The organism is Nocardioides hungaricus, assembly GCF_054782915.1.
In genome coordinates this window covers 66,291-91,886 of sequence record NZ_BAAGRO010000001.1, presented here as the reverse complement: position 1 = coordinate 91,886, position 25,596 = coordinate 66,291, and the positions used below count along the sequence as shown (strand labels likewise).

Genomic DNA, 25,596 nt, shown 5'->3' with positions numbered 1-25,596 from the left:
GCCCCGGCTCCCGAGCGGGAGCGGCGCGCCCCGGAGACGGCGTCCTCCACCCGCGGGATGCGCGCCCGGCTGGCCCGGATGGGCACGCGGAACCAGTCCGCGAACCCGGTCCTCGAGCCGCTGTTCCGCTCGGTGCGGGCCAACCACCCCAAGGCCGATCTCGCGCTGCTGGAGCGGGCCTACCTCACCGCCGAGCGGATGCACGGCACCCAGACCCGCAAGAGCGGCGACCCCTACATCACCCACCCGCTCGCGGTCACGACGATCCTCGCCGACATCGGCATGACCGAGCCGACGCTCGCGGCGGCGCTCCTCCACGACACGGTCGAGGACACGCCGTACACCCTCGAGCAGGTGCGGCAGGACTTCGGCGGCGAGGTCGCCCAACTCGTCGACGGCGTGACCAAGCTCGACAAGGTCAAGTACGGCGACTCCGCGCAGGCCGAGACCATCCGCAAGATGATCGTCGCGATGTCGCGCGACATCCGGGTGCTGGTCATCAAGCTCGCCGACCGGCTGCACAACATGCGCACGCTGCGCTATGTCAAGCAGGAGACCCAGGAGCGGGTCGCGCGCGAGACGCTCGACATCTACGCGCCGCTGGCCCATCGGCTGGGCATGAACACCATCAAGTGGGAGCTCGAGGACCTCGCGTTCGCGACCCTGCACCCCAAGATCTACGACGAGATCGTGCGGATGGTCGCCGAGCGCGCGCCCTCGCGCGACCAGTTCCTCGCCGAGGTGATCGCCCAGGTCGAGGCCGACCTGCGTGAGGCGAAGGTGAAGGCGACGGTCACCGGCCGGCCGAAGCACTACTACTCGATCTACCAGAAGATGATCATCGGCGGCCGCGACTTCTCCGACATCTACGACCTGGTCGGCATCCGGGTGCTCGTCGAGAACGACCGCGACTGCTACACCGTCCTCGGCATCCTGCACGCGCGCTGGAACCCGGTGCTCGGCCGGTTCAAGGACTACGTCGCGATGCCGAAGTTCAACATGTACCAGTCGCTGCACACGACCGTGATCGGCCCGCAGGGCAAGCCGGTCGAGCTGCAGATCCGGACCTTCGCCCAGCACCGCCGGGCGGAGTACGGCGTCGCCGCGCACTGGAAGTACAAGGAGGACGGCCGCTCCGGCGTCGACACCGACCGCGCCGGCGATGCTCAGTCGTCGAGGGGCGACATGACCTGGGTCCGGCAGCTGCTGGACTGGCAGAACGAGGTCGAGGACCCGGGGGAGTTCCTCGAGTCGCTGCGCTTCGAGATCAACCGCGCCGAGGTCTACGTGTTCACGCCGCGCGGCGACGTGATCGCGCTGCCGACCGGCGCGACCCCGGTCGACTTCGCGTACGCCGTACACACCGAGGTCGGGCACCACACGATCGGCGCCCGGGTCAACGGCCGGCTGGTGCCGCTGGAGTCCGGGCTGGAGAACGGCGACGTGGTCGAGGTGTTCACGTCGAAGGCGCCGAACGCAGGCCCGTCGCGCGACTGGCTCGGCTTCGTGAAGTCGCCGCGGGCGCGCTCGAAGATCCGCCAGTGGTTCACCAAGGAGCGGCGCGAGGAGGCGATCGACCGTGGCAAGGAGCAGATCGCCAAGCTGATGCGCAAGGAGGGGCTGCCGCTCAAGCGGCTGATGTCGCACGAGTCGCTGATGCTCGCCGCGGGGCACTTCAAGCTCGCCGACGTCTCCGCGCTCTACGCCGCGGTCGGCGAGGGCAACATCAGCGCCCAGGCCGTCGTACGCCGGGTCATCGACCTGCACGGCGGCGCCGAGGGTGCCGCCGAGGACCTGTCCGAGGGCGTCACGATCACCGGCCGACGGAGCCGGGCGAAGGTGCAGCCGGGCGGCGACTCCGGCGTGATCGTCAAGGGCGCGCCGGACGTCTGGGTGAAGCTCGCCAAGTGCTGCACGCCGGTGCCACCCGACCCGATCCTCGGGTTCGTCACCAAGGGCGGCGGCGTCTCGGTGCACCGCCAGAACTGCACGAACGCCAAGAGCCTCCAGTCCCGGCCGGAGCGGCTGCTCGACGTCGAGTGGGCGCCGACCGGCCAGTCCAGCTTCCTGGTGAACATCCAGGTCGAGGCGCTCGACCGGGCCCGGCTGCTCTCGGACATCACGATGGCGCTCTCCGACGCCCACGTCGACATCCTCAGCGCGAACCTCTCCACCACCCGCGACCGGGTCGCCAAGAGCCGGTTCACCTTCGAGATGGCCGAGGCCAAGCACCTCGACACCGTGCTCAAGGCGGTCCGATCCGTGCCCGGCGTCTTCGACGCCTACCGGGTCACGCAGTAGCGCGACTCGGCGCGTCTTGCCCACGTGGGAGGCGCGAGTCGGCGCGTCTTGCCCGCCCCATCCACAGCTGCCTGTGCAGAGGCTGGGCACTTTGCGCCGACTCGCGCCTTCTTGGCGAGCAAGATGCGCCGACTCGGCGGTCTCAGGAGAAGTCGGCGCTGGCGCGCTTGGCCGTCTCGAGGAAGGACTGGCGGGAGGCGAGGTTCTCCTCGAGCTCCTCGACCAGCTTCTCGTTGCCGGCGGCGCGAGCCTTCGCCAGGTCGGCCTCGACCTGGGCGATCGCGGCCTCGAGCTTGGAGACCATGTCGTCGGCGCGGGCGGACTTCTCCGGGTCCGAACGGCGCCACTGCTCGTCCTCGACGCCGCGGATCTCCTGCTCGACCTTGCGGATCCGGCCCTCGAGCTCGCGCATCCGGTCGCGCGGCACCTTGCCGGCGGCGTCCCAGCGCTCGGCGAGGTCGCGGAAGGCGCGCTTGGCGTCCTCGACATCCGCTCCCCCGGCTCGCAGGGCGGGCAGCAGCGCCTCGGCCTCGGCGAGCAGCCGCTCCTTGACCTCGGCGTTCGCCGCGAACTCCTGGTCCTGCTCGGCGGCGGCCGCGTCGCGCGCCCCGAAGAAGGTGTCCTGGGCACCGCGGAAGCGCTTCCAGAGCGTGTCGTCGATGTCGCGCGGCGCCGGGCCGGCGGCCTTCCACTGCCGCATCAGCTCGCGGTAGCGGCCCGCAGTCGGGCCCCAGTCGGTGGACGTCGCCAGCTCCTCGGCCTCGACGACCAGCCGCTCCTTGACCCCGCGAGCCTGGTCGCGCTTCTCGTGCTGCTCGGCGAAGTGCGCCTTGCGGCGCCGGGTGTACGCCGTGCGCGCGGTCGAGAAGCGGCGCCACAGTGCGTCGTCGGACGACCGATCGATGCGGGGCAGCGCCTTCCACTCGTCGAGCAGCTCGCGCATCCGGTTCGCGCCGCCCCGCCAGTCGCTGCCGGTCGCCAGCGCCTCGGCCTCGACGACGATCCGCTCCTTGCCGGCGCGGGCCTCCGCGGACCGCTGCGCCCGCTCGGCCTTGCGCGCCTCGCGCTGGGTCGCCAGGACCGGGCCGAGCGCGTCGAGCCTGCTGACGAGGCTCGCGAGGTCGCCGACCGCGTTCGCCTCGGCGACCTGGGCCCGGACGGTGCGGATCGAGGCGGCGGCCTCGTCGGGCGACATGACGCCCGACCTGATCCGCTGCTCGAGCAGGTCGACCTCGAACGCGAGCGCGTCGTACCGCTCGGTGAAGAACCTCAGCGCCTCCTCGGGCGTGCCCTCGGGGTACTGGCCGACGGCGCGCTCGCCGTCGGCGGTCTTGACGTAGACGGTGCCGTCGTCGCCGACGCGGCCCCAATCGTGGCTCGTCACAGTGCGCTCCGCTCGATCCCTGGTGGTTGCGCACATGCTAGTCACGTACGGCGACCGGGTCGGTGCCGATGAGACGGCGCCGAGCGCCGCTCGGTAGGCTGCCGGAGTGTTGATCGCCGGCTTCCCCGCGGGTCCGTGGGGCACCAACTGCTACGTGGCCGCCACCGGTCCGGGCAGCGAGTGCGTGGTCGTCGACCCCGGCAAGGACGCCGCTCCGGGCGTCGCCGACGTGGTCCGGGAGCACCGGCTCAAGCCGGTCGCGGTGCTGGTCACCCACGGGCACGTCGACCACATGTGGTGCGTCGCCCCGGTCGCCGGGACCTATGACGCGACCGCCTGGATCCACCCCGCGGACCGGCATCTGCTCGCGAACCCGATGGCCGGGATGTCGCAGGAGAGCACCCGGATGCTGCTCGGCGGGGACTACGAGTTCGCCGAGCCCGACGACGTCAGGGAGCTCGCCGACGGCCAGGACCTCGAGCTCGCCGGTCTGCGCTTCGTCGTCGACCACACGCCGGGCCACACCGAGGGGTCGGTGACGTTCCGCTCGCCGTACGACCGTGCCGACGTGTCCGAGGTGATGTTCTCCGGCGACCTGCTCTTCGCGGGCTCGATCGGGCGCACCGACCTGCCCGGGGGCGACCACCCGACCATGCTGCAGAGCCTCAAGAGCAAGGTGCTCCCGCTGGCCGACGACATCGTGGTGCTCCCCGGCCACGGCGAGCAGACCTCGATCGGCCGGGAGCGCGCGACCAACCCCTACCTCCAGGACCTCTGAGAAGGACCTCTGACCTTGAGCAAGCCGACCCCGCTCAGCGGGTTCCCCGAGCTGCTGCCCGAGCAGCGCTTCGTCGAGCAGCAGGTGATCGACGCGCTGCGCCGTACCTTCGAGCTGCACGGCTTCGCCGGCATCGAGACCCGCGCCGTCGAGCCGATGGACCAGCTGCTCCGCAAGGGCGAGACGTCCAAGGAGGTCTACGTCCTGCGGAGGTTGCAGGCACACGAGGCTGGCGACGACTCGGGCATGGGACTGCACTTCGACCTGACTGTTCCCTTCGCCCGCTACGTGCTGGAGAACGCCGGCCGGCTGGAGTTCCCGTTCCGCCGGTTCCAGATCCAGAAGGCGTGGCGCGGCGAGCGGCCGCAGGAGGGCCGCTACCGCGAGTTCACCCAGGCCGACATCGACGTGGTGATGAAGGACGAGCTGCCCTTCCACTTCGACGTCGAGGTCGCCCGGGTGATGGCGGAGGCGCTCTCCGGCCTGCCGCTGCCGCCGCTGCGGCTGCGGGTCAACAACCGCAAGCTGATCGAGGGCTTCTACCGCGGCATCGGCGCGGCGGACCCGCAGGCGGTCATCACGATCGTCGACAGGCTCGACAAGCTCCCCGAGGAGGACGTCGCCGCGCTGCTCGGTCGCGACGCCGGCCTCGACGACGAGCAGGTCCGGCAGTGCCTCGCCCTCGCGCGGATCGCCACGGCCGACACGTCGTTCGTCGAGCGGGTCCGCGAGCTGCGGGTCGAGCACGAGCTGCTCGACACCGGCCTCGCCGAGCTCGCCGCGGTGATCGAGGGCTGCGCCGGCGTCCGCGGCGACCGGTTCGAGGTCGAGGCCAGCCTCAGCCTCGCGCGCGGCCTGGACTACTACACCGGCACGGTCTTCGAGATCCACATGGTCGGCTTCGAGTTCCTGAAGTCCGTCGGCGGGGGAGGGCGCTACGACGCGCTCGCCTCCGACGGCCGCAGCACCTACCCCGGGGTCGGCATCTCCTTCGGCATCAGCCGATCCCTGCTGCCGCTGATGAGCCGCGGCCTGCTGAGCTCGGACCGCAAGGTGCCGAGCGCCGTGCTGGTCGCGCTGGCCGACGAGGAGAGCCGGCCCGCCAGCGACGCCGTCGCGACCGCGCTGCGCGCGCGGGGCATCGCGTGCGAGGTGGCCGCGAGCGCGCAGCGGTTCGGCAAGCAGATCCGGTACGCCGAGCGCCGGGGCATCCCCTACGTCTGGTTCCCGGACCAGGGGGAGGTCAAGGACATCCGGTCCGGCGACCAGGTCGCGGCCGACCCCGCGGCCTGGACCCCGCCCGCCGACGACCTGCGACCGCAGGTCACGATCCAGGTCAAGGAGACAGAGCAGTGATCCGCACCCAGGACGCCGGCGCCCTGCGCGCCGAGCATGCCGGCCGGACCGTCACCCTCGCGGGATGGGTGGCCAACCGGCGCGATCACGGCGGCGTCGCCTTCATCGACCTGCGCGAGGCGAGCGGCGTCGTCCAGGTCGTGATCCGCGACGAGGCCGTCGCCCACCACCTGCGGGCGGAGTACTGCCTCAAGGTCACCGGCGAGGTGACCCTGCGCAAGGAGGGCAACGAGAACCCCCACCTCGCCACCGGCGAGATCGAGGTCGTGGCGACCGACGTCGAGGTGCTCGGCGCCGCGGCGCCGCTGCCGTTCCCGATCAGCGAGCACGTGGACGTCGGTGAGGAGGCTCGGCTCAGGCACCGCTACCTCGACCTGCGCCGATCCGGCCCCAACCACGCGATCCGCCTGCGCAGCAAGGTCAACAGGGCCGCGCGCGACGTGCTCGACCGGCACGGCTTCGTCGAGATCGAGACCCCGACCCTCACCCGGAGCACCCCGGAGGGCGCCCGCGACTTCCTCGTGCCCGCGCGCCTGCAGCCGGGCAGCTGGTACGCCCTGCCGCAGAGCCCGCAGCTGTTCAAGCAGCTGCTGATGGTCGCCGGCATGGAGCGCTACTACCAGATCGCGCGGTGCTACCGCGACGAGGACTTCCGGGCCGACCGGCAGCCGGAGTTCACCCAGCTCGACCTCGAGATGAGCTTCGTCGAGCAGGACGACGTCCTGGCGGTCGCCGAGGAGATCCTGGTCGCCCTCTGGAGGCTGGTCGGCCACGACGTCGCGACGCCGCTGCCGCGGATGACCTACGCCGAGGCGATGGCCCGCTACGGCTCCGACAAGCCGGACCTGCGGATGGGCCAGGAGCTCGTCGAGTGCACCGCGTTCTTCTCGAGTACGCCGTTCCGAGTGTTCCAGGCGCCGTACGTCGGCGCGGTCGTGATGCCCGGGGGAGCGAGCCAGCCGCGCAAGCAGCTGGACGCCTGGCAGGAGTGGGCCAAGCAGCGCGGTGCCCGGGGCCTGGCCTACGTGCTGGTCCAGGAGGACGGCGAGCTGACCGGCCCGGTGGCCAAGAACATCACCGACGAGGAGAAGGCCGGCCTGGCCGCCCACGTCGGCGCGAGGCCGGGCGACTGCGTCTTCTTCGCCGCCGGCGCCGTGAAGCCCAGCCGGGCGCTGCTCGGCGCCGCCCGCCTCGAGATCGGCCGCCGCTGCGGCCTGATCGACGAGAGCGCGTGGAGCCTCCTGTGGGTCGTCGACGCCCCGCTCTTCGAGCCGGCCGACGAGGCGACCGCGGCCGGCGACGTCGCGGTCGGCAGCGGCGCCTGGACCGCCGTCCACCACGCCTTCACCAGCCCGCAGGACCTCGACGCCTTCGACGCCGACCCCGGCAGCGCCCTCGCCTGGGCCTACGACGTCGTCTGCAACGGCAACGAGATCGGCGGCGGCTCCATCCGGATCCACCGCGAGGACGTGCAGAAGCGGGTCTTCGCGGTCATGGGCATCGACGAGGCCGAGGCGGAGGAGAAGTTCGGCTTCCTGCTCGAGGCGTTCAAGTACGGCGCGCCGCCCCACGGCGGCGTCGCCTTCGGCTGGGACCGGATCGTGGCGCTGCTCGCCGGCAGCGACTCGATCCGGGACGTGATCGCGTTCCCGAAGTCGGGCGGCGGCTTCGACCCACTCACCGCAGCTCCTGCGCCGATCACGCCGCAGCAGCGGAAGGAGGCGGGCGTGGACGCCCGCCCGGAGGAAGATCCGTCTGTCGCGGCCCGATCGGCGGGACGGTAGGCTCGTCGGCCGAGACCAGATCGTTACGTCCGGGTGACCGACGTGCGCGGACTTGTGACATAGAGTCGCGAGCGCGCCCGGCGCCCGCCGTGGTACCGATGTTGTGTGAGAGCCGTCGTCGAAAGGCAGTGCATGAGCGACCTCGAGACCCACGGCGCCGTCAGCGCCGGGGTGGTGTCGGCAGAAGGCGCCCCCGCCGCGGCGATCGAGGGCAAGTCGCCGTTCCAGCTCGCCATGGGGCGGCTGCGCCGCGACAGGCTCACGATGGTGGCGCTCGGGTTCGTGGTGGCCTACGTCGCCGCCGCCATCGCCGCGCCGTTCCTGGTCAAGTTCGGGGTGCTCGACCCCTACAAGACCAACCAGGACCTGATCGGGCCGAACACCGTCCCGATCGGAGCCTGGGGCGGCATCTCGTGGGACCACCTGCTCGGCGTCGAGCCCGGCATCGGCCGCGACACGCTGGCGCGGCTCTGGTACGGCCTGACCTTCTCCCTCGGCATCGCGCTCACGGCGACGATCATCTCGATCGGACTCGGGGTCGTCATCGGCATCGTCAGCGGTGCCGCCGGCGGCAAGACCGACGCGGTCCTGGGCCGGCTCACCGACCTCACCCTGTCGTTCCCGCAGACGCTGATGGTGCTGGCGCTCGCCAGTCTCGGCCTCGCCTTCATCACCGACAAGCTGAAGATCCCCGCCGGCGACCTCGCGAACGCGGTCTACGTCACCGCCGTCCTCGGCCTGTTCGGCTGGCCCAGTGTCAGCCGGCTGATCCGCGGTCAGGTGCTCTCGATCCGGGAGCGCGAGTTCGTGGAGGCGGCCAGGATGATCGGCGCCTCGCGGTGGCGGATCTACTTCCGTGAGATCCTGCCGAACCTGTGGGCCCCGATCCTGATCACGTTCACGCTCTACATGCCGGTCTTCGTCTCCGCCGAGGCGGCGCTGAGCTTCCTGGGCGTCGGCATCAAGCCGCCGACCCCGACGCTCGGCAACATCTTGTCCTACTCGCTGAGCTACGCGGACGGCGACTTCGTGTTCTTCTTCGCGCCGGCCGCGCTGATCGCGATCATCGTCGTCTCGTTCAACCTGCTCGGCGACGGCCTGCGCGACGCCCTCGACCCCAAGGCCGATCGTTGACCCCGCTCGTCGCGAGCGACCACCCCAGTTGTCGACGGCACAACGCCGTCGCAGGTGCCGCCACTTGCCTGGCGTGTCACACACCGAAGGAGAAGCAATGCCCAACTATCTGAAGCGGATGCTCGCCGTGGGTGCGGCTGCGTCGCTGGCTCTGGGTCTGGCTGCCTGTGGCGGCAGCGACAACTCGCCCCCGCCGTCCTCGCCCTCCAGCGACGGCGGCGCCGCCGAGGCCGGCGGCACGCTGTACTACCTGCAGCACTACCCCTTCGAGAGCGCCGACCCGCAGCGGATCTACTACGGCCTCGAGCTCGCGAACTACCGCCGGACGATCTACCGCGGCCTGGTCGCGTTCCCGATCACCGAGGACGAGAAGGAGGCCGCCACGCCGGTCCCCGACCTGGCGACCGACACCGGCACCAAGAACGCGGACGCCACCTCGTGGAGCTTCACGATCAAGGACGGCGTGAAGTGGGAGGACGGCAGCGACATCACCTGTGAGGACTTCCGCTACGGCGCCTCGCGGGTGTTCGCCAACGACCTCATCACCGGTGGCCCGAACTACATCCTGAGCTACCTCGACGTGAAGGACTACCCGGGCCCGTACGAGGCCACCGCCGCGCAGCAGGCCGCGTTCGACAAGGCCATCCAATGCGACGGCAAGACCATCACCTACAACTTCAACAAGCCGTGGGCCGACTTCCCGCTGGCCGTCGCCGGCCTGTCGATGATGGACCCGTACAAGAAGTCCTTCGACGAGGGCGCGAAGTCGACCTGGAAGGTCCTCTCCAACGGGCCCTACAAGGTCCAGGGCGGCGTCTGGGACAAGAACAAGGGCGCGACCCTGGTCCGCAACGACGCGTACGACCCCGCGACCGACGACCCGCAGCTCCGCAAGGCGCTGCCGGACACCATCGAGTACCAGATCAACCCGTCCGACACCTCGATCGAGCTGATCATCGACCGCCTCATCGCCGACAGCGGCAACGACAAGTACGCCGTCGGCGCGCCGAACATCCCGCCGACCCGCTTCAGCCGGATCCAGGGCCCGGTCGCCGACCGCGCGGTCAACACCAGCTCGCCGTACAACTTCTACCTGGTGCCGAACATGAAGACCATGACCGACGTCAAGGTCCGCCAGGCGCTGGCCGCGGCCATCAACCTCGACGGTGTCGTCAAGGCCCGCGGCGGCGAGTTCGCCGCCGAGCGCGCCGACTCGATCGTCAACAGCGGCGTCGCGAGCTACCAGCCCAACCCGGCGTTCGCCGACCTCCCGTCCGCGGGTGACGTCGACGCCGCCAAGCAGCTCCTCGCCGACGCGGGCGTCGAGACGCCGTACCCGATCACCTTCACCTATGCCAAGAGCGACACGAACGACCAGATCGCGGCGGTGCTGAAGGAGAACTGGGACGCGGCCGGCTTCGACACCACGCTCGACCCGCTGACCGACACCTACTACGACGTCATCTCCAAGCCGGAGAAGGAGTCGGACGTGATGCTGGCCGGCTGGGGCGCCGACTGGCCGTCCGCGATGACGGTCCTGCCGCCGCTGTTCGACAGCCGCCCGAACTTCTCGTCCACCACGTGTGGCCAGGACTACGGCTGCTACCAGAGCGACGCCTTCGAGGCGCTCGTCGACAAGGCCGCGAACGCGACCAGCATCGACGAGCAGAACGGGTTCCTGCAGGAGGCCGACGCCCAGCTGGGCGCCGACGTCGCCTACATCCCGCTCTACATCCTCAAGAACTACTACGTGCGTGGCTCCAAGGTGACCGGCTACATGATCACCCCGTCCACCTCGATGTACCCCGACCTGGGTGCCATCGGCGTGCAGCAGTGAGGCTCGGCTCGCCGAGCTCCACCTAGCGTGACGTAGGACAGCAGTACCCGAGCCGGGTGGGCGGTGCTCGCACCGCCCACCCGGCCTCACCACGTGCCACTATGGGCCGGGTGCGCCACCGCGCGCCCGGGCCGTCCGCCACACCCCGGCCTCACCCGGGCTGGTCCTCCACCTGAATCGAGAGCATCCGGTGATCGCTTACACCGTCAGGCGCCTGCTGATGGGCCTGCTCCTGATCCTCGCGCTGACGTTCGTCACCTACGTCCTGTTCTTCGCGGTCCCGTCCGACCCGGCGAAGCAGGCGTGCGGGAAGAACTGCAACGAGGAGCAGATCGCGCAGACCCGGATCGCCCTGGGCTACGACAAGCCGTGGATCACCCAGTGGACCGACTTCCTCGGGGGCGTCGTGCAGGGCCGGCAGTACCCCGCCGACGAGCAACTGCGCGAGAAGAACCCGAACCTGGTCACCGACTGCAAGGCCCCCTGCCTGGGCTTCTCGTTCGTCAACCAGCAGACGGTCAACAAGATCATCGGCAACGCCCTGCCGATCACCGCCTCCATCGCGCTGGTCGCGGTCGTCATGTGGGTCCTCGGCGGCGTGCTGTTCGGCATCCTGGCCGCGATGACCAAGGGCTCCTTCCTCGATCGCGGGCTGGTCGGCCTGACGCTGGTCGCCTATGCGTTCCCGTCGTTCTTCATCGGCAAGTTCCTCATCATCTACGTGGCGATCAGATGGAAGCTGGTCGACTATCCGGCGTACCAGACCATCGCCGACGGCGGCTTCTTCGGCTGGCTGTCGGCGCTGCTCCTGCCGGCGCTCACCCTGGCCCTGCTCTACCTCGCCGGCTACGTCCGTATCACGCGCTCCTACGTCCTGGAGTCGCTGAGCGAGGACTACATCCGCACGGCGAAGGCCAAGGGCGTCAAGGGGCGGGTGCTGATCACCAAGCACGCGCTGCGCGCCGCGCTGACCCCGCTCGTCACGATGATCGGCCTGGACTTCGCGGCGCTGATGGCCGGCGCGCTGATCACCGAGAACGTGTTCGCCTACAACGGCCTCGGCGTGATCGCGCTCCAGGCCTACAGCGCCGACGACCTGCCGACGCTGGTCGGCCTGGTGATCCTGACCGGGACCTTCGTGATCGTCGCCAACGTCGTCGTCGACATCCTGTACGCCGTCATCGACCCGCGCGTCCGGCTGGGCTAGAGGGAGAACGCGGATGAGCAACGCATTCCTGTCGGTGGAGGATCTCAAGGTCCACTTCCCGACCGTCGACGGTGTCGTGAAGGCCACCGACGGCCTCTCGTACACGGTCGAGAAGGGCAAGACCCTCGGCATCGTGGGCGAGTCGGGCTCGGGCAAGTCCGTGTCCAGCTCCGCGATCATGGGGCTGCACCGCGGCACCAACGCGCAGGTCAGCGGCCGGATCCTGCTCGACGGCACCGACCTGCTGACGCTGTCTGACGAGGACATGCGCAAGCGTCGCGGCCGCGAGGTGGCGATGATCTTCCAGGACCCGCTGTCCTCGATGCACCCGTACTACACGGTCGGCAACCAGATCGCCGAGGCGTACCGGATCCACCACGACGTCAGCAGGAGGGCCGCCCGCACCCGGACCATCGAGATGCTCGACCGGGTCGGCATCCCGCAGCCGGATCGCCGGGTGGACGACTACCCGCACCAGTTCTCCGGTGGTATGCGGCAGCGCGCGATGATCGCGATGGGGCTGATCAACGACCCCAGCCTGATCATCGCCGACGAGCCGACCACCGCCCTGGACGTGACGGTGCAGGCGCAGATCCTCGACCTGCTCCAGGACATCCAGCGCGAGTTCGAGTCCGCGATCATCATCATCACCCACGACCTGGGCGTCGTCGCCGAGACCGCCGACGACGTCCTGGTGATGTACGCCGGCCGGGCCGTCGAGTACGGCACGACCAAGGAGATCCTGACGCACCCGGAGATGCCCTACACCTGGGGCCTGCTCTCGAGCGTCCCGGACGTCACCGGCGACACGTCGGCGCAGCTGATCCCGATCCCGGGCAACCCACCGAGCTTGCTCACCCCGCCGAGCGGCTGCGCGTTCCACCCGCGGTGCCCGCACCGCGACAAGGTGCCCGGCGACCTCTGCACGACCGTCCTGCCCGAGCTGGCCCCCGGCTCCCGCTCCGAGACGCACCTCAAGCGGTGCCACCTCGCCAACCCCGATGTCGTGTTCGAACGAGAGGTCCTGCCCGAGATCGCGCCGGACCTGGTGGAGGAGCGATGACCACGCCACACGAGGGCCCGCGACCGGCCGGGGACGCGACCGTCCCGGACGACGCCGTACCGATCCCGACCGTCGAGGGCCACGCCGCGGCCGAGCTGGACCCGGACGCGCCGCCGATCCTCGAGGTCCGCGACCTGCGGATGTACTTCCCGGTGAGGTCCTCGGGCGTCGTGCGCCGCACGATCGGCCACGTGCAGGCCGTCGACGGGGTCTCGTTCCAGGTCCCGAAGGGCGGCTCGCTCGGCCTCGTCGGCGAGTCCGGCTGCGGCAAGTCGACCACCGGCCGGATGATCACCCGCCTGTACGAGCCCACCAGCGGCCAGATCAGCTTCGAGGGCAAGGACATCGCCAAGACGTCCGCCCGCGGACTGAAGCCGCTGCGCCGGGAGATCCAGATGATCTTCCAGGACCCGTACACCTCACTGAACCCGCGGCACACCGTCGGCTCGATCGTGGGGGCGCCGCTGGCGATCCACAAGGTCGTGCCGAAGGACCAGATCCTGCCGCGCGTGCAGGAGCTGCTCGAGATCGTGGGCCTCAACCCCGAGCACTACAACCGCTACCCGCACGAGTTCTCCGGCGGCCAGCGCCAGCGCATCGGCATCGCCCGCGCGCTGACCCTGCAGCCGAAGCTGCTCGTCGCCGACGAGCCGGTCTCCGCGCTCGACGTGTCCATCCAGGCGCAGGTGATCAACCTGCTCCAGGACCTGCAGGACGAGTTCGGCATCTCGTTCCTGTTCGTCGCGCACGACCTGGCCGTGGTCCGGCACTTCTGCCCCGAGGTCGCGGTCATGTACCTCGGCAAGATCGTCGAGATCGGCGACCGGGACACGCTCTACAACCGGCCGAACCACCCCTACACCCAGGCGCTGCTCTCCGCGGTGCCCGACGTGAAGCAGGCGGCGATCGGCGGGCGGCGCGAGCGGATCCGGCTGCAGGGCGACGTACCGAGCCCGATCAACCCGCCGTCCGGCTGCCGGTTCCGCACCCGCTGCCCGCTGGCGCAGGAGATCTGTGCCCGGGTCGAGCCCCCGCTGCTGCAGATCGGCCGGCGGCACAAGGTCGCGTGCCACTTCGCGGGCGAGCTGGGCCGCCACCCCGAGCGGCCGGTCACGGCCTCCCTGCTCGGCGTGGACGACAGCGGTACGCCGGACCCCGGTGCCACCCCGAGCCCGGCGCTCGGCAACGACCCCGGCTACGCCGACAGCTGGTTCGACCTGAGCCGCAAGACGATGGCGTCGGCGTGACCGCCTAGCCTGAGCGGGTGGACGAAGGACTCTTCGACGCCCCCGGCCCGCGGGTCGGGGGCGGCTCGCTGAACGCGAACACCCACGCGTCGGCGCCGCTCGCCGTACGCATGCGGCCGCGGACGCTCGACGAGCTCGTCGGGCAGGAGCAGCTGCGCGCGCCCGGCTCGCCGCTGCGCCGGCTGGTCGAGGGCGACCAGGCGATGTCGCTGCTGCTGTGGGGACCTCCGGGCACCGGCAAGACCACGATCGCGTCGATCGTGAGCAACCAGACCGACCGCCGCTTCGTCGAGGTGTCCGCGGTCTCGGCGGGCGTCAAGGAGGTGCGGGCCGCGATCGACGCCGCCCGCGCCGAGCTGGTCGCGGGCGGCCGGGAGACGGTGCTGTTCGTCGACGAGGTGCACCGGTTCAGCAAGGCCCAGCAGGACGCGCTGCTGCCGGGTGTGGAGAACCGCTGGGTCACGCTGATCGCGGCGACCACGGAGAACCCGTTCTTCAGCGTGATCTCGCCGCTGCTCTCGCGCAGCCTGCTGCTGCGCCTGGAGTCGCTCACCGACGACGACGTGCGGGCGGTGCTCGCCCAGGCGCTGGCCGACGAGCGCGGCCTTGCCGGAGCGATGAAGGTCGACGACGAGGCGCTGGAGCACCTGGTGCGGCTCGCCGGCGGCGACGCCCGCCGTTCGCTCACCTATCTGGAGGCCGCGGCCGGTGCCGCCGCCTCCCAGGGGCTGGACGCCGTCGACCTGGCGACCGCCGAGACCGCCGTCGACCGCGCCGCGGTCCGCTACGACCGGCAGGGCGACCAGCACTACGACGTGGTGAGCGCCTTCATCAAGTCGGTGCGCGGCTCCGACGCGGACGCCGCGCTGCACTACCTCGCGCGGATGATCGAGGCGGGGGAGGATCCGCGCTTCATCGCCCGTCGGCTGATGATCCTGGCCTCGGAGGACGTCGGCCTCGCCGACCCCACCGCGCTCCAGACCGCGGTCGCCGCCGCCCAGACCGTCCAGCTGATCGGCATGCCCGAGGCGCAGCTGACCCTCGCGCACGCGACCATCGCGCTGGCCGTCGCGCCCAAGTCGAACGCGGTCACCACCGCCATCGGCGCGGCGATCGCCGACGTGCGCGCCGGCAGGATCGGCCAGGTCCCGCCGCACCTGCGCGACGCCCACTACGCCGGGGCGAAGCGGATCGGCCACGGTGCGACGTACAAGTACAGCCACGACGAGCCGTTCGGGATCGCCGAGCAGCAGTACGCCCCCGACGTCCTCCTCGACCGCGAGTACTACCAGCCCACCTCGCTGGGCGCCGAGGCCGCGATCAGGGAGCGCTGGGAGCGGGTCCGCCGGCTGATCCGCGGCGACTGACGCCGACTCGGCGCATCTTGCCCGCGGAGAGGGCGTGAGTCGGCGCAACTTGCCCGCGGAGAGGGCGTGAGTCGGCGCAACTTGCCCGGGTGCTGTGGACCGGGTGGGCAACTTGCGCCGAGTCGGCGGTCTCTGGTGGGCAAGACGCGCCGAGTCGGCGGACCCTGGTGAGGGGGGCCGCGATAGGGTCGGGGACCATGCAGGACTGGCAGGGCTGGATCGGGCCCGCGGCGGCCGTGGGGCTGGCGCTGGTCGCGCTGGCGCTCGGCGTCGCGCTGCTGCGCGCCCGGTCCCGCACCGACCGCGAGGTCGCGACCGCACGGGCCGAGACCGCCGCGCTGCGGGCGCAGCTCGAGGAGGTGCTGCGGAGGCTGGATCGTCCGGAGCCGCATCGCGAGACGGAGTTCGTCATCACCGACCTCGGCGAGCGTGAGCGCGCGGACGGGCCCGAGCCGCGGCCGACGCCGCAGGTCGGCGGGGCGCTCTTCGCCGACCTGGTGCTGCGCGAGACGGTCGTCAAGGCGGCCTCGCTCGCGCACGGCGTACGTCGGGCGATGGATCCCGAGACGCGCAACCGGATCCGCTTCGAGATGCGGCGCGAGGTCCGGCGGGCGCGCAGGCAGCGCAGGGCCGACACCCGCCAGGCCCGGCGGGAGTGGGAGGCGCGCCAGCGCGCCGAGGACGCGGCGGCATGAGGCGCGGGCTCTGGTTCGTCGCCGGGGCCGGGACCGCCGTCTACGTGATGGTCCGGGGCCGGCGCGCGGCCGAGGCGCTCACCGTCGAGGGGCTCAAGGACCGCGTCGGCGCACTCGGGCTGGGCGCGCGGATGCTCCGCGACGAGGTGGCGCAGGGCCGGGCCGACAAGGAGTCGGAGTTGCGCGAGAAGCTCGGGCTCGTGCCTCATGGAGCCCCGCAGCTGACCGGGGGCCGCCACCGGGCGGTCTCGACAGGCTCGACCACCGAAGGCCCGACCACCGAGGAAGGCAGCACCTGATGGACACCGCGGAGATCCGCCGGAGGTTCGTGGCTCACTTCGAGTCGCACGGCCACACCCCGGTGCCGTCCGCATCGCTGCTGCTCGACGACCCGAACCTGCTGTTCGTCAACGCCGGCATGGTGCCGTTCAAGCCGTACTTCCTCGGCCAGGAGACGCCGCCGTACCCGCGCGCGACCAGCGTGCAGAAGTGCGTGCGGACCCCTGACATCGAGGACGTCGGCAAGACGACCCGGCACGGCACGTTCTTCGAGATGTGCGGCAACTTCTCCTTCGGCGACTACTTCAAGGAGGGCGCGATCGAGCTCGCCTGGGAGCTGGTCACCAAGCCGATCGCCGACGGCGGCTTCGGCCTCGCGGAGAGCCGGCTCTACCCGTCGATCCTCGACGGCGACGACGAGGCGCTCGGCCTCTGGCGGAAGGTCACCGGCCTGCCCGACGAGCGGATCATCCGCCTCGGCCCCAAGGAGAACTACTGGTCGATGGGCGTGCCCGGCCCCGGCGGACCGTGCTCGGAGATCCTCATCGACCGCGGCCCGGCGTACGGACCCGACGGCGACTTCTCGGCCGAGGACCGCTACCTGGAGTTCTGGAACCTCGTCTTCATGCAGGACGAGCTGTCGGCGGTGCGGTCCAAGGAGGACTTCGACATCGCCGGCTCGCTGCCGAAGAAGAACATCGACACCGGCATGGGCCTCGAGCGGGTCGCGTTCCTGCTCCAGGGCGTCGACAACATGTACGAGATCGACGTGATGTTCCCCGTGATCGAGAAGGCCCAGGAGCTCACCGGCCGCCGGTACGGCGCCGACCCCCACGACGACGTCCGGTTCCGGGTCGTCGCCGACCACGTCCGCAGCTCGATGATGCTGATCGCGGACGGCGTCACGCCGGGCAACGAGGCGCGCGGCTACGTGCTGCGCCGGCTGCTGCGCCGCGCGGTCCGCTCGATGCGCCTGCTCGGCTACGACGACCCGGCGCTGCCCGAGCTGCTCCCGATCAGCCGCGACAAGATGGGCGAGACCTACACCGCGCTGCACCGGGACTGGGAGCGGATCTCCACGGTCGCGTACGCCGAGGAGCAGGCGTTCCGCCAGACCCTGCGCGCCGGCACCCAGATCTTCGACCTGGCCGCCACCGAGGTGAAGCGGTCCGGCGGCGGCACGCTCTCGGGCGACCGGGCGTTCGCGCTGCACGACACCTACGGCTTCCCGATCGACCTGACCCTCGAGATGGCGGCCGAGCAGGGTCTCGCCGTCGACGAGGACGGCTTCCGCCGGCTGATGGGCGAGCAGCGGCAGCGTGCCAAGGACGACGCCCGCGCCAAGAGGGGCCAGCACCGCGACGCCTCGGCCTACCGGGAGGTCGCGGACACGATGGGCGGCCCGGTGGAGTTCACCGGCTACGACGTGATCGCCGACGAGGGCACCGTGCGCGGCATCGTCGCCGACGGCGGCGTCGTCCGCTCGGCCGGACCGGGCGAGCTGGTCGAGGTCGTGCTCGACCGCACGCCGTTCTACGCCGAGGGCGGCGGTCAGCTCGCCGACCAGGGCGTCATCGAGCTGACGAACGGCGCCCGGCTCGAGGTGTACGACGTGCAGTCGCCGGTCACCGGGCTGATCGTGCACAAGGCGAAGGTCGTCGAGGGCGAGGTCGCTGCGGGGCTCGGTGCGCACGCGGCGGTCGACCTGGAGCGCCGGCGCTCGATCTCGCGGTCGCACACCGCCACCCACATGGTGCACAAGGCGTTCCGCGAGGCGCTGGGCGAAACCGCGACCCAGGCGGGCTCGGAGAACTCGCCGGGCCGGTTCCGGTTCGACTTCTCCGCCACCGGCGCGGTGCCGCCGTCGGTGCTGGCCGACGTCGAGGCCCGGGTCAACGACGTGGTGCTCGACGACCTCGCCGTGCACGCGCAGATCATGACCCAGCAGGAGGCGGTCGCCTCGGGCGCGATGGCGCTCTTCGGCGAGAGGTACGGCGACCAGGTGCGTGTCGTCTCCGTCGGCGACTGGGCGCGCGAGCTGTGCGGCGGCACCCACGCGGGCAGCTCCGGCAAGCTCGGCGTGATCAAGCTGCTCGGCGAGTCCTCGATCGGCTCGGGCGTGCGCCGCGTCGAGGCGCTGGTCGGCAGCGACGCCTACCGCTTCCTCGCCCGCGAGCACGTGCTGGTCAACCAGCTGTCCGAGGCGCTCAAGGTGCGCCCGGAGCAGCTGCCCGAGAGGGTCAACGACATCGTCGAGAGGCTGCGCGCGGCCGAGAAGGAGATCGAGAGGGTCCGCCTCGGCCGGCTGCTGGCCGCCGGCGGCGAGCTCGCGGCCGGGGCGGCGAAGGTCGGACCGGTCAACGTGGTGGCGCACCGCGCCGACGGCGCGGGCGGAGGCGACGTCCGCACGCTCGCGCTCGACGTCCGCGGCCGGCTGCCGCAGGGCGAGCCCGGCGTGGTGGTCGTGGTCGGCGCCGCGGACGGCAAGGTCTCCGTGGTCGCCGCGCTCAACGAGGAGGCGCAGGCCCGCGGGCTGAGCGCGAACGACCTGGTCCGCGCGGTCGGCCCGCTGGTCGGCGGCAAGGGCGGCGGCAAGGCCGACGTCGCGCAGGGTGGCGGCACCGACACCACGCGGATCGACGAGGCGCTCGCAGTCGTCACCGCCGAGGTCGGCCGGGTCGGAGGCTGAGCTTGCGCCCCGGCGTACGCCTCGGCATCGACCCCGGAGACGCCCGGATCGGGGTCGCGCGCAGCGACCCGTCCGGGCTCCTCGCGACCCCGGTCGAGACGGTCCGGCGCGGCCGGGGCGACCTCGCCCGGATCGCCGCGATCCTGACCGAGGAGGAGGCCGACTCGACGGTGGTGGAGGTCGTCGTCGGGCTGCCGCGCTCGCTCTCGGGGCGCGAAGGCCCGGCCGCAGCGAAGGTGCGCGAGTTCGCCGGCGCGCTGGCCCGGCGGGTCGCACCGGTGCCGGTGCGGCTGGTCGACGAGCGGATGACCACGGTTTCCGCGGAGGCTATGCTGCGCGACCAGGGCCGCACGGGGGGCAGACGGCGTGCCGTGGTCGACCAGGCTGCCGCCGTCCTCATCCTGCAGCACGCCCTGGACGCCGAGCGTACGACGGGGACCGCACCGGGCGAGATCGTCGAGGAGACCGCATGACGGACCAGCACGACCTGACCCTGACCGGAGAGGATCCGGTCGGCGAGCCCGGGCGCCGCCGGGCCAAGAGGCGCCGCAGCCTGCCCGGCTGCCTGGCGGTGCTGGTGGCGCTGGCGGCGATCGTCGGGGGCCTCTACTTCGGGATCACCTGGGGCATCGACAAGGTCCAGGAGCAGTTCCAGTCCGCGCCCGACTACGACGGACCCGGCCGCGGCCAGGTCACCTTCGAGGTCGAGAGCGGCGACTCGGCCGCCTCGATCGGCCGCCGGCTCAAGGAGGCGGGCGTGGTGGCGTCGGTGGACGCGTTCGTCACGGCCGCCAACGGCAACCCCGACTGGGCCAACCTCCAGGCCGGCTACTTCCAGCTCCGCAAGGAGATGGCCGCCGCGGACGCCGTCGCCGTCCTGGTCGACCCGGCCAACATGGTCACGGCGACGGTGACCGTCCCCGAGGGGCTCCGGGTGGTCGACACGGTCAAGCTCCTGGCCAAGGAGACCGACTACCCCGCGAAGGCGTTCCAGCGGGTCCTCGACAACCCCGACCAGCTCGGCCTGCCCGACTACGCCGGCGGCAACCCCGAGGGCTACCTCTTCCCCGCGACCTACGACTTCGGCCCGGACGCCACGCCCAAGCAGATGCTCACCGCGATGGTGGACCGCTGGCGGCAGGCCGCGGAGGACAACGACCTCGAGGCCGGCGCCGCGGCGCTCGACTACACCCCGGCCGAGGTCATGACGGTCGCCAGCCTGGTCGAGGCGGAGGGGCGCGGCCAGGACATGCCGAAGATCGCCCGGGCGATCTACAACCGGCTCGAGAACCCCGACAACGGCATCACCAACGGGCTGCTCCAGATCGACGCCACGGTCAACTACGCGCTCGGCCGCAACCTCGGCGTCGCGCTGACCGAGGAGGACCTCGCGGTCGACTCGCCGTACAACACCCGGAAGTACCCCGGGCTGCCGCCGACCCCGATCGAGGCGCCGGGCGACGCCGCGATCCAGGCGGCGCTGAAGCCCGCCGAGGGCAACTGGCTGTTCTGGGTCACGGTCAACCTGCGCACCGGCGAGACCAAGTTCACCGACGACTACCAGGAGTTCCTCGGCTTCACCCAGGAGCTCGATGCCTACTGCGAGACCTCGGATGCCTGCTGATGCGCTGCGCGGTCCTCGGTGACCCGATCGGCCACTCGCTGTCGCCGGCCCTGCACCGGGCGGGGTACGCCGCCACCGGGCTGGACTGGGAGTACGACGCCGTCCGGGTGCCCGAGGACGGGCTGGCCGACTTCCTCGGCGGCCTCGGCCCCGACTGGCGCGGCCTGTCGCTGACCATGCCGCTCAAGCGGCGCGCGCTCGCGCTGGCCGCGGAGGTCACCGACCGCGCCCGGATCGCCGGGTCGGCGAACACGCTGATCTGCCATAACGGCGCAATTGCGCTGGCCGACAACACCGACCTGCCCGGCGCGGTCGCGGCGGTGCGGGAGCGCTACGACGGGCCGGTCACGGCGGGGACCGTGCTCGGCGGGGGCGCGACCGCCGCGTCCACCGGGCTGGCGCTCTGCGAGCTCGGCGCCACCTCGGTCCGGCTGCTCGCCCGCGCGCCCGAGCGGGCCGGGGAGACGGTCGACGTCATCGCCGCGCACCCGTCGGGGCCGCACGTCGAGGTGCTGCCGCTCGCCGGCGGCGAGGTGGCCGGCGAGGTCGTCGTCTCGACGATCCCGGTCGCCGCGCAGGACCCCGGGCTGGTCGCCCGCTGCGCCGTCGCGCCGGTGGTCTTCGAGGTGATCTACGACCCCTGGCCGACCCCGCTCGCGGCGTCCGTGACCGGTGACCGGGTGCTCGTGAGCGGCCTGGACCTGCTCGTGCACCAGGCCGTCCTCCAGTTCGAGCTGTTCACCGGCGTACCCGGGCCGCTCGAGGCGATGCGCGCCGCGGGCGAGCGGGAGCTCGCCGCCCGGCGGGCGGCGGGGTGAGCGTCGACCCGGCGGCGGTCGCGCTCGGCGCGGCCGGGTGCGCCGCCGCCGGCCTCCTCGTCCCGGGCCTGATCGGCCGGATCCCCGAGCCCGCGCCGGACCCTGCCGATCACGGGGACCACCCCAAGCCCTCGTACCGCTCCATCGCGGCCGCGCCGGGCCTGGGCCCCGTCGCGGTCGCGCTCTGCCTGGTCGCCGGGGCGCTGGTCGGTCTCGGCGTGGGGATGGCGTGGCCGCTGCTCTACCTGCTGCCGCTGGTGCCGGTCGGCGTCGGGCTCGCGGTGGTCGACCTGCGCACCCGGCTGCTGCCCACGGCCGTCGTCTGGCCGGCGCTCGTCGGCGTCGTGCTGCTCGGCTGCCTCACGGCGTACCTCGAGCGCGACCCCGACGCCCTCGTCCGCGCCGGAGTCGCGGCCGCCGTGGTGTTCGGCCTGTTCTACGCGCTGTGGTGGATCCACCCGCCCGGCCTGGGGTACGGCGACGTCCGGCTCTCCGCCGTGCTCGGCTTCGCCCTGGGCTACCTGGGCTGGCCCGAGCTCCTGGTCGGGATCTACGGGGCGTTCCTGGTCTTCGCGGTGCCGGGTCTCGTCGTCGCGGTGCTCCGCCGCGACCGCCGGGTGCTCAAGGCGGCCTACCCCTTCGGGCCGTTCCTGCTGGCCGGCGCGCTCGCCGGGGTGGTGCTCGGCGACCCGGTCTGGACGCGTCTCGTCGGGGGATGACGGTGAAATCCCACCGGAACCCTCGTGAAAGACTGACCCCATGCTGCGCTGGCTGACCGCGGGCGAGTCCCACGGCCCCTCCCTGGTCGCGATCCTGGAGGGGCTGCCCGCCCACGTCCGGATCACGTCCGACGACATCGCCGACGCCCTCGCGCGCCGGCGGCTCGGCTACGGGCGCGGGGCGCGGATGAAGTTCGAGCGGGACGAGGTCACCTTCGTCGGCGGCGTCCGCCACGGCGAGACCCAGGGCGGCCCGGTCGCCATCGAGGTCGGCAACACCGAGTGGCCCAAGTGGGAGCAGGTGATGGCGGCCGATCCGGTCGATCCCGTCGAGCTCGAGGCGCTCGCGCGCAACGCCCCGCTCACCCGGCCGCGGCCGGGCCACGCCGACCTGGTCGGCATGCAGAAGTACGACTTCGCCGACGCCCGCCCGATCCTCGAGCGCGCCTCCGCCCGCGAGACCGCGGCCCGGGTCGCGCTCGGCCGGGTGGCGTCGGGCTTCCTCGAGCAGGCCGTCGGCGCCCGGATCGTCTCCCACGTCATCGAGCTGGGCGGCGTACGCGCGCCGGCCGGGGCGTGGCCGCAGCCGGACGACGTCGCGCGCCTCGACGCCGACGAGGTGCGCTGCCTCGACGCCGAGACCAGCAAGCGGATGGTCGAGCGGATCGACCAGGCCCACAAGGACGGCGACACGCTCGGCGGCGTCGTCGAGGTGGTCGTCCACGGGCTGCCGCCCGGCCTCGGCTCGCACGTCCACTGGGACCGCCGGCTCGACTCGCGGCTGGCCGGCGCGCTCATGGGCATCCAGGCGATCAAGGGGGTCGAGGTCGGCGACGGCTTCGAGCTCGCCGCGACCCCGGGCTCGCTCGCGCACGACGAGATCGTGCCGACCGACGAGGGCATCCGCCGCGTGAGCGGCCGCTCCGGCGGCACCGAGGGCGGCATGTCGACCGGCGAGATCCTGCGGGTGCGGGCCGCGATGAAGCCGATCGCGACCGTGCCGCGCGCGCTGCGCACCGTCGACGTCGCCACCGGCGAGGAGGCGGCCGCCCACCACCAGCGCTCCGACGTCTGCGCGGTCCCGGCCGCCGGGATCGTGGCCGAGGCGATGGCGGCGCTGGTGCTGGCCGACGCCGTGCTGGAGAAGTTCGGCGGCGACTCGGTGGCCGAGACCCGGCGCAACGCCGAGGGCTACCTGGACACGCTGCGCTACCGATGATCGTCCTCATCGGCCCGATGGGGGCGGGCAAGACCACGGTCGCCGGCCTGCTGGCCGCGCGGCTCGGCACGACCGTGCGCGACACCGACCACGACGTCGAGGCGGCGGCCGGCCGCGCGATCGCGGAGATCTTCGTCGACGACGGCGAGGCCGCGTTCCGCGCCCTGGAGCGTACGGCGGTCGCCGCGGCGATCGCCGAGCACGACGGCGTCCTCGCGGTGGGTGGCGGTGCGGTGCTCGACCCGGGCACCCGCGACCTGCTCGCCGGCCACGACGTGGTCTTCCTGCGCGTGGGCCTCGCCGATGCGGTGAAACGTGTCGGGCTGGGTACCTCCCGTCCGATGCTGCTCGGCAACGTCCGCGGCCGGGTCAAGGCGCTGATGGACGAGCGCACCCCGGTCTACGAGTCGGTCGCGACCCTGGTCGTGGACACCGACGGACGCAGCCCGGAGGATGTCGCGGAGGAGATCGCGGCGACGCTGGCGAGGAAGGCTCGGCAGATGGAGGGGCCGATGGAGGAGAGGGGCTGATGGCGCGGAAGGCGAGGGACACCGTCGTGCGGGTGGCCGGCGCGTCGCCGTACGACGTCGTGGTCGGCCACGACCTGGCCGACCGGCTGCCCCAGATGCTGGGCGTCGGGGTACAGCGGGTCGCGGTCGTCTTCTCCGACGTGCTGGCGGAGCTGGTCAACCCGGTGCTCGACTCGCTCGCGGCGGCGTACGACGTGATGGTGCTGCCCATCCCCGACGGCGAGCGCGCGAAGAAGGCCGCGGTCGCCGTGTCGTGCTGGGAGGCGCTCGGCGACGCGGGCTTCACCCGCTCCGACGCGATCGTCGCCTTCGGCGGCGGCGCGACCACCGACCTCGGCGGCTTCGTGGCCGCGACCTGGCTGCGCGGCGTGCGGGTCGTGCACGTGCCGACCACGCTGCTCGGCATGGTCGACGCGGCGGTCGGCGGCAAGACCGGCATCAACACGCGCGGCGGCAAGAACCTGGTCGGCTCCTTCCACGAGCCCTCCGGCGTCCTGTGCGACCTGTCCATGCTCCGCTCGCTGCCGCGCGCCGAGCTGGTCGCCGGGCTCGGCGAGGTCGTGAAGTGCGGCTTCATCGCCGACCCCGCCATCCTCGACCTGGTCGACGACCACGACGCCGGCGCGATCAACGCCGACTCCGCGGTGCTCCGCGAGCTGGTCGAGCGGGCGATCCGGGTGAAGGTCGACGTGGTCACCGCCGACCTCAAGGAGACCGGCGGCACCGACGGCCACCCCGGCCGCGAGATCCTCAACTACGGCCACACGATGGCGCACGCGATCGAGCGCACCGAGAACTACCGGATCCGCCACGGCGAGGCCGTCGCGATCGGGTGCGTGTACGTCGCCGAGCTGGCCGCCCGCGCCGGCACCCTCGCCCCGGAGGTGGTGGAGCGGCACCACCAGGCGTTCGCGCGGGTCGGGCTGCCGACGACGTACGCCAAGGCGTCCTTCGACGACCTGCACAAGGCGATGAGGATCGACAAGAAGGCGCGCGGCTCGCAGCTGCGGTTCGTCGTGCTCGCGGACCTCGCCGTCCCGACCGTGCTCGCCGGGCCGTCCGTCGTCGACCTGCGCGACGCCTACGCGGCGATCGGCGGCACGAGGTGAGGGTCCTGGTCCTCAACGGTCCCAACCTGGGCCGGCTCGGCCGCCGGCAGCCGGAGATCTACGGGCACACCACCCACGCCGAGCTCGCCCACCAGTGCGTGGAGTGGGGCCGGGGGCTCGGCCTCGACGTCGAGGTGCGCCAGACCAACCACGAGGGCGAGCTGCTCGACTGGCTCAATGCCGCCGCCGACGACGGCAACCCGGTGGTGCTCAACGCCGCCGCGTGGACGCACTACTCCTATGCCCTCCTCGACGCCTGCGCCCAGCTGACCGCTCCGCTGGTGGAGGTCCACATCTCCGACCCCCACCAGCGCCCCGAGGAGTTCCGGCACACCTCCGTCGTCACGCCGTACGCCGTCGAGGTGATCGCCGGCCACGGCGTCGACGGCTACCGGATGGCCCTCGAGCTCCTCGCCCGCGGTTGACGCCGACTCGGCGCGTCTTGCTCGCCGTGGA

At 72.0% G+C, this 25,596-nt stretch carries 22 protein-coding genes; 21 read left to right on the top strand and 1 reads right to left on the bottom strand.

Annotated features, from left to right (window positions below):
- Positions 1–57: 57 nt before the first annotated feature.
- Positions 58–2,301, top strand: a complete 2,244-nt coding sequence (locus ACYVKX_RS00440) for a RelA/SpoT family protein (protein WP_460828632.1) — start codon at positions 58–60, stop codon at positions 2,299–2,301.
- A gap of 142 nt (positions 2,302–2,443) precedes the next feature.
- On the opposite strand, the gene ACYVKX_RS00435 is transcribed toward ACYVKX_RS00440, so the two are convergent.
- The gene (locus ACYVKX_RS00435) at positions 2,444–3,685 is read right to left on the bottom strand and encodes a DUF349 domain-containing protein (RefSeq protein WP_460828525.1); all 1,242 of its coding nucleotides are present in this window, start codon (positions 3,683–3,685) and stop codon (positions 2,444–2,446) included.
- A gap of 106 nt (positions 3,686–3,791) precedes the next feature.
- Between ACYVKX_RS00435 and ACYVKX_RS00430 the strand changes: the two genes are divergently transcribed.
- The 20 genes from ACYVKX_RS00430 to ACYVKX_RS00335 all read left to right on the top strand — a co-directional run bounded on the left by ACYVKX_RS00430 (position 3,792) and on the right by ACYVKX_RS00335 (position 25,565).
- Positions 3,792–4,463 carry an MBL fold metallo-hydrolase gene (locus tag ACYVKX_RS00430; RefSeq protein WP_460828524.1) on the top strand — a complete coding sequence of 224 codons (672 nt, stop codon included), beginning with the start codon at positions 3,792–3,794 and terminating at the stop codon, positions 4,461–4,463.
- A 15-nt stretch (positions 4,464–4,478) separates the two neighbouring features.
- Positions 4,479–5,819: a histidine--tRNA ligase gene (gene hisS / locus ACYVKX_RS00425; RefSeq protein ID WP_460828523.1), complete on the top strand. Its 1,341-nt coding sequence runs from the start codon at positions 4,479–4,481 to the stop codon at positions 5,817–5,819.
- Positions 5,816–7,603: an aspartate--tRNA ligase gene (aspS, locus tag ACYVKX_RS00420; RefSeq protein ID WP_460828522.1), complete on the top strand. Its 1,788-nt coding sequence runs from the start codon at positions 5,816–5,818 to the stop codon at positions 7,601–7,603. Before hisS ends, aspS begins: the two co-directional genes overlap by 4 nt.
- A 132-nt stretch (positions 7,604–7,735) precedes the next feature.
- A complete protein-coding gene (locus ACYVKX_RS00415) occupies positions 7,736–8,737 on the top strand; it encodes an ABC transporter permease (RefSeq protein ID WP_460828521.1) in 1,002 nt (333 codons plus the stop codon).
- 97 nt (positions 8,738–8,834) lie between these two features.
- A complete protein-coding gene (locus ACYVKX_RS00410) occupies positions 8,835–10,574 on the top strand; it encodes an ABC transporter substrate-binding protein (RefSeq protein WP_460828520.1) in 1,740 nt (579 codons plus the stop codon).
- Between the two features lie 190 nt (positions 10,575–10,764).
- The gene (locus ACYVKX_RS00405) at positions 10,765–11,781 is read left to right on the top strand and encodes an ABC transporter permease (protein WP_460828519.1); all 1,017 of its coding nucleotides are present in this window, start codon (positions 10,765–10,767) and stop codon (positions 11,779–11,781) included.
- A gap of 13 nt (positions 11,782–11,794) precedes the next feature.
- Complete coding sequence (locus ACYVKX_RS00400) at positions 11,795–12,844, top strand: ABC transporter ATP-binding protein (RefSeq protein ID WP_460828518.1); 1,050 nt, start codon at positions 11,795–11,797, stop codon at positions 12,842–12,844.
- 140 nt (positions 12,845–12,984) lie between these two features.
- Positions 12,985–14,091 (top strand): ABC transporter ATP-binding protein, encoded by a 1,107-nt coding sequence (locus ACYVKX_RS00395; RefSeq protein WP_460828631.1) that lies wholly within the window; start codon positions 12,985–12,987, stop codon positions 14,089–14,091.
- 17 nt (positions 14,092–14,108) lie between these two features.
- Positions 14,109–15,458 (top strand): replication-associated recombination protein A, encoded by a 1,350-nt coding sequence (locus tag ACYVKX_RS00390; protein ID WP_460828517.1) that lies wholly within the window; start codon positions 14,109–14,111, stop codon positions 15,456–15,458.
- Between the two features lie 197 nt (positions 15,459–15,655).
- Positions 15,656–16,153, top strand: a complete 498-nt coding sequence (locus tag ACYVKX_RS00385; protein ID WP_460828516.1) for a hypothetical protein — start codon at positions 15,656–15,658, stop codon at positions 16,151–16,153.
- Positions 16,150–16,452: a DUF6167 family protein gene (locus ACYVKX_RS00380; protein WP_460828515.1), complete on the top strand. Its 303-nt coding sequence runs from the start codon at positions 16,150–16,152 to the stop codon at positions 16,450–16,452. Before ACYVKX_RS00385 ends, ACYVKX_RS00380 begins: the two co-directional genes overlap by 4 nt.
- The gene (gene alaS, locus ACYVKX_RS00375; protein WP_460828514.1) at positions 16,452–19,121 is read left to right on the top strand and encodes an alanine--tRNA ligase; all 2,670 of its coding nucleotides are present in this window, start codon (positions 16,452–16,454) and stop codon (positions 19,119–19,121) included. The genes ACYVKX_RS00380 and alaS overlap by 1 nt, the downstream gene beginning before the upstream one ends.
- A 2-nt stretch (positions 19,122–19,123) precedes the next feature.
- Entirely contained in the window at positions 19,124–19,594 is a 471-nt protein-coding gene (gene ruvX / locus ACYVKX_RS00370) for a Holliday junction resolvase RuvX (protein ID WP_460828513.1), read from the top strand.
- On the top strand, positions 19,591–20,745 hold the full coding sequence (gene mltG / locus ACYVKX_RS00365) for an endolytic transglycosylase MltG (protein ID WP_460828512.1): 1,155 nt from the start codon (positions 19,591–19,593) through the stop codon (positions 20,743–20,745). The genes ruvX and mltG overlap by 4 nt, the downstream gene beginning before the upstream one ends.
- Positions 20,745–21,563: a shikimate dehydrogenase gene (locus tag ACYVKX_RS00360; protein ID WP_460828511.1), complete on the top strand. Its 819-nt coding sequence runs from the start codon at positions 20,745–20,747 to the stop codon at positions 21,561–21,563. Before mltG ends, ACYVKX_RS00360 begins: the two co-directional genes overlap by 1 nt.
- Positions 21,560–22,282: a prepilin peptidase gene (locus ACYVKX_RS00355; RefSeq protein WP_460828510.1), complete on the top strand. Its 723-nt coding sequence runs from the start codon at positions 21,560–21,562 to the stop codon at positions 22,280–22,282. The genes ACYVKX_RS00360 and ACYVKX_RS00355 overlap by 4 nt, the downstream gene beginning before the upstream one ends.
- A 40-nt stretch (positions 22,283–22,322) precedes the next feature.
- A complete protein-coding gene (aroC, locus tag ACYVKX_RS00350; RefSeq protein WP_460828509.1) occupies positions 22,323–23,501 on the top strand; it encodes a chorismate synthase in 1,179 nt (392 codons plus the stop codon).
- The gene (locus ACYVKX_RS00345; RefSeq protein ID WP_460828508.1) at positions 23,498–24,031 is read left to right on the top strand and encodes a shikimate kinase; all 534 of its coding nucleotides are present in this window, start codon (positions 23,498–23,500) and stop codon (positions 24,029–24,031) included. Before aroC ends, ACYVKX_RS00345 begins: the two co-directional genes overlap by 4 nt.
- A complete protein-coding gene (gene aroB / locus ACYVKX_RS00340) occupies positions 24,031–25,140 on the top strand; it encodes a 3-dehydroquinate synthase (RefSeq protein ID WP_460828507.1) in 1,110 nt (369 codons plus the stop codon). Before ACYVKX_RS00345 ends, aroB begins: the two co-directional genes overlap by 1 nt.
- Positions 25,137–25,565, top strand: coding sequence for a type II 3-dehydroquinate dehydratase (locus ACYVKX_RS00335; RefSeq protein WP_460828506.1), 429 nt, complete (start codon positions 25,137–25,139; stop codon positions 25,563–25,565). Before aroB ends, ACYVKX_RS00335 begins: the two co-directional genes overlap by 4 nt.
- Positions 25,566–25,596: the final 31 nt, after the last annotated feature.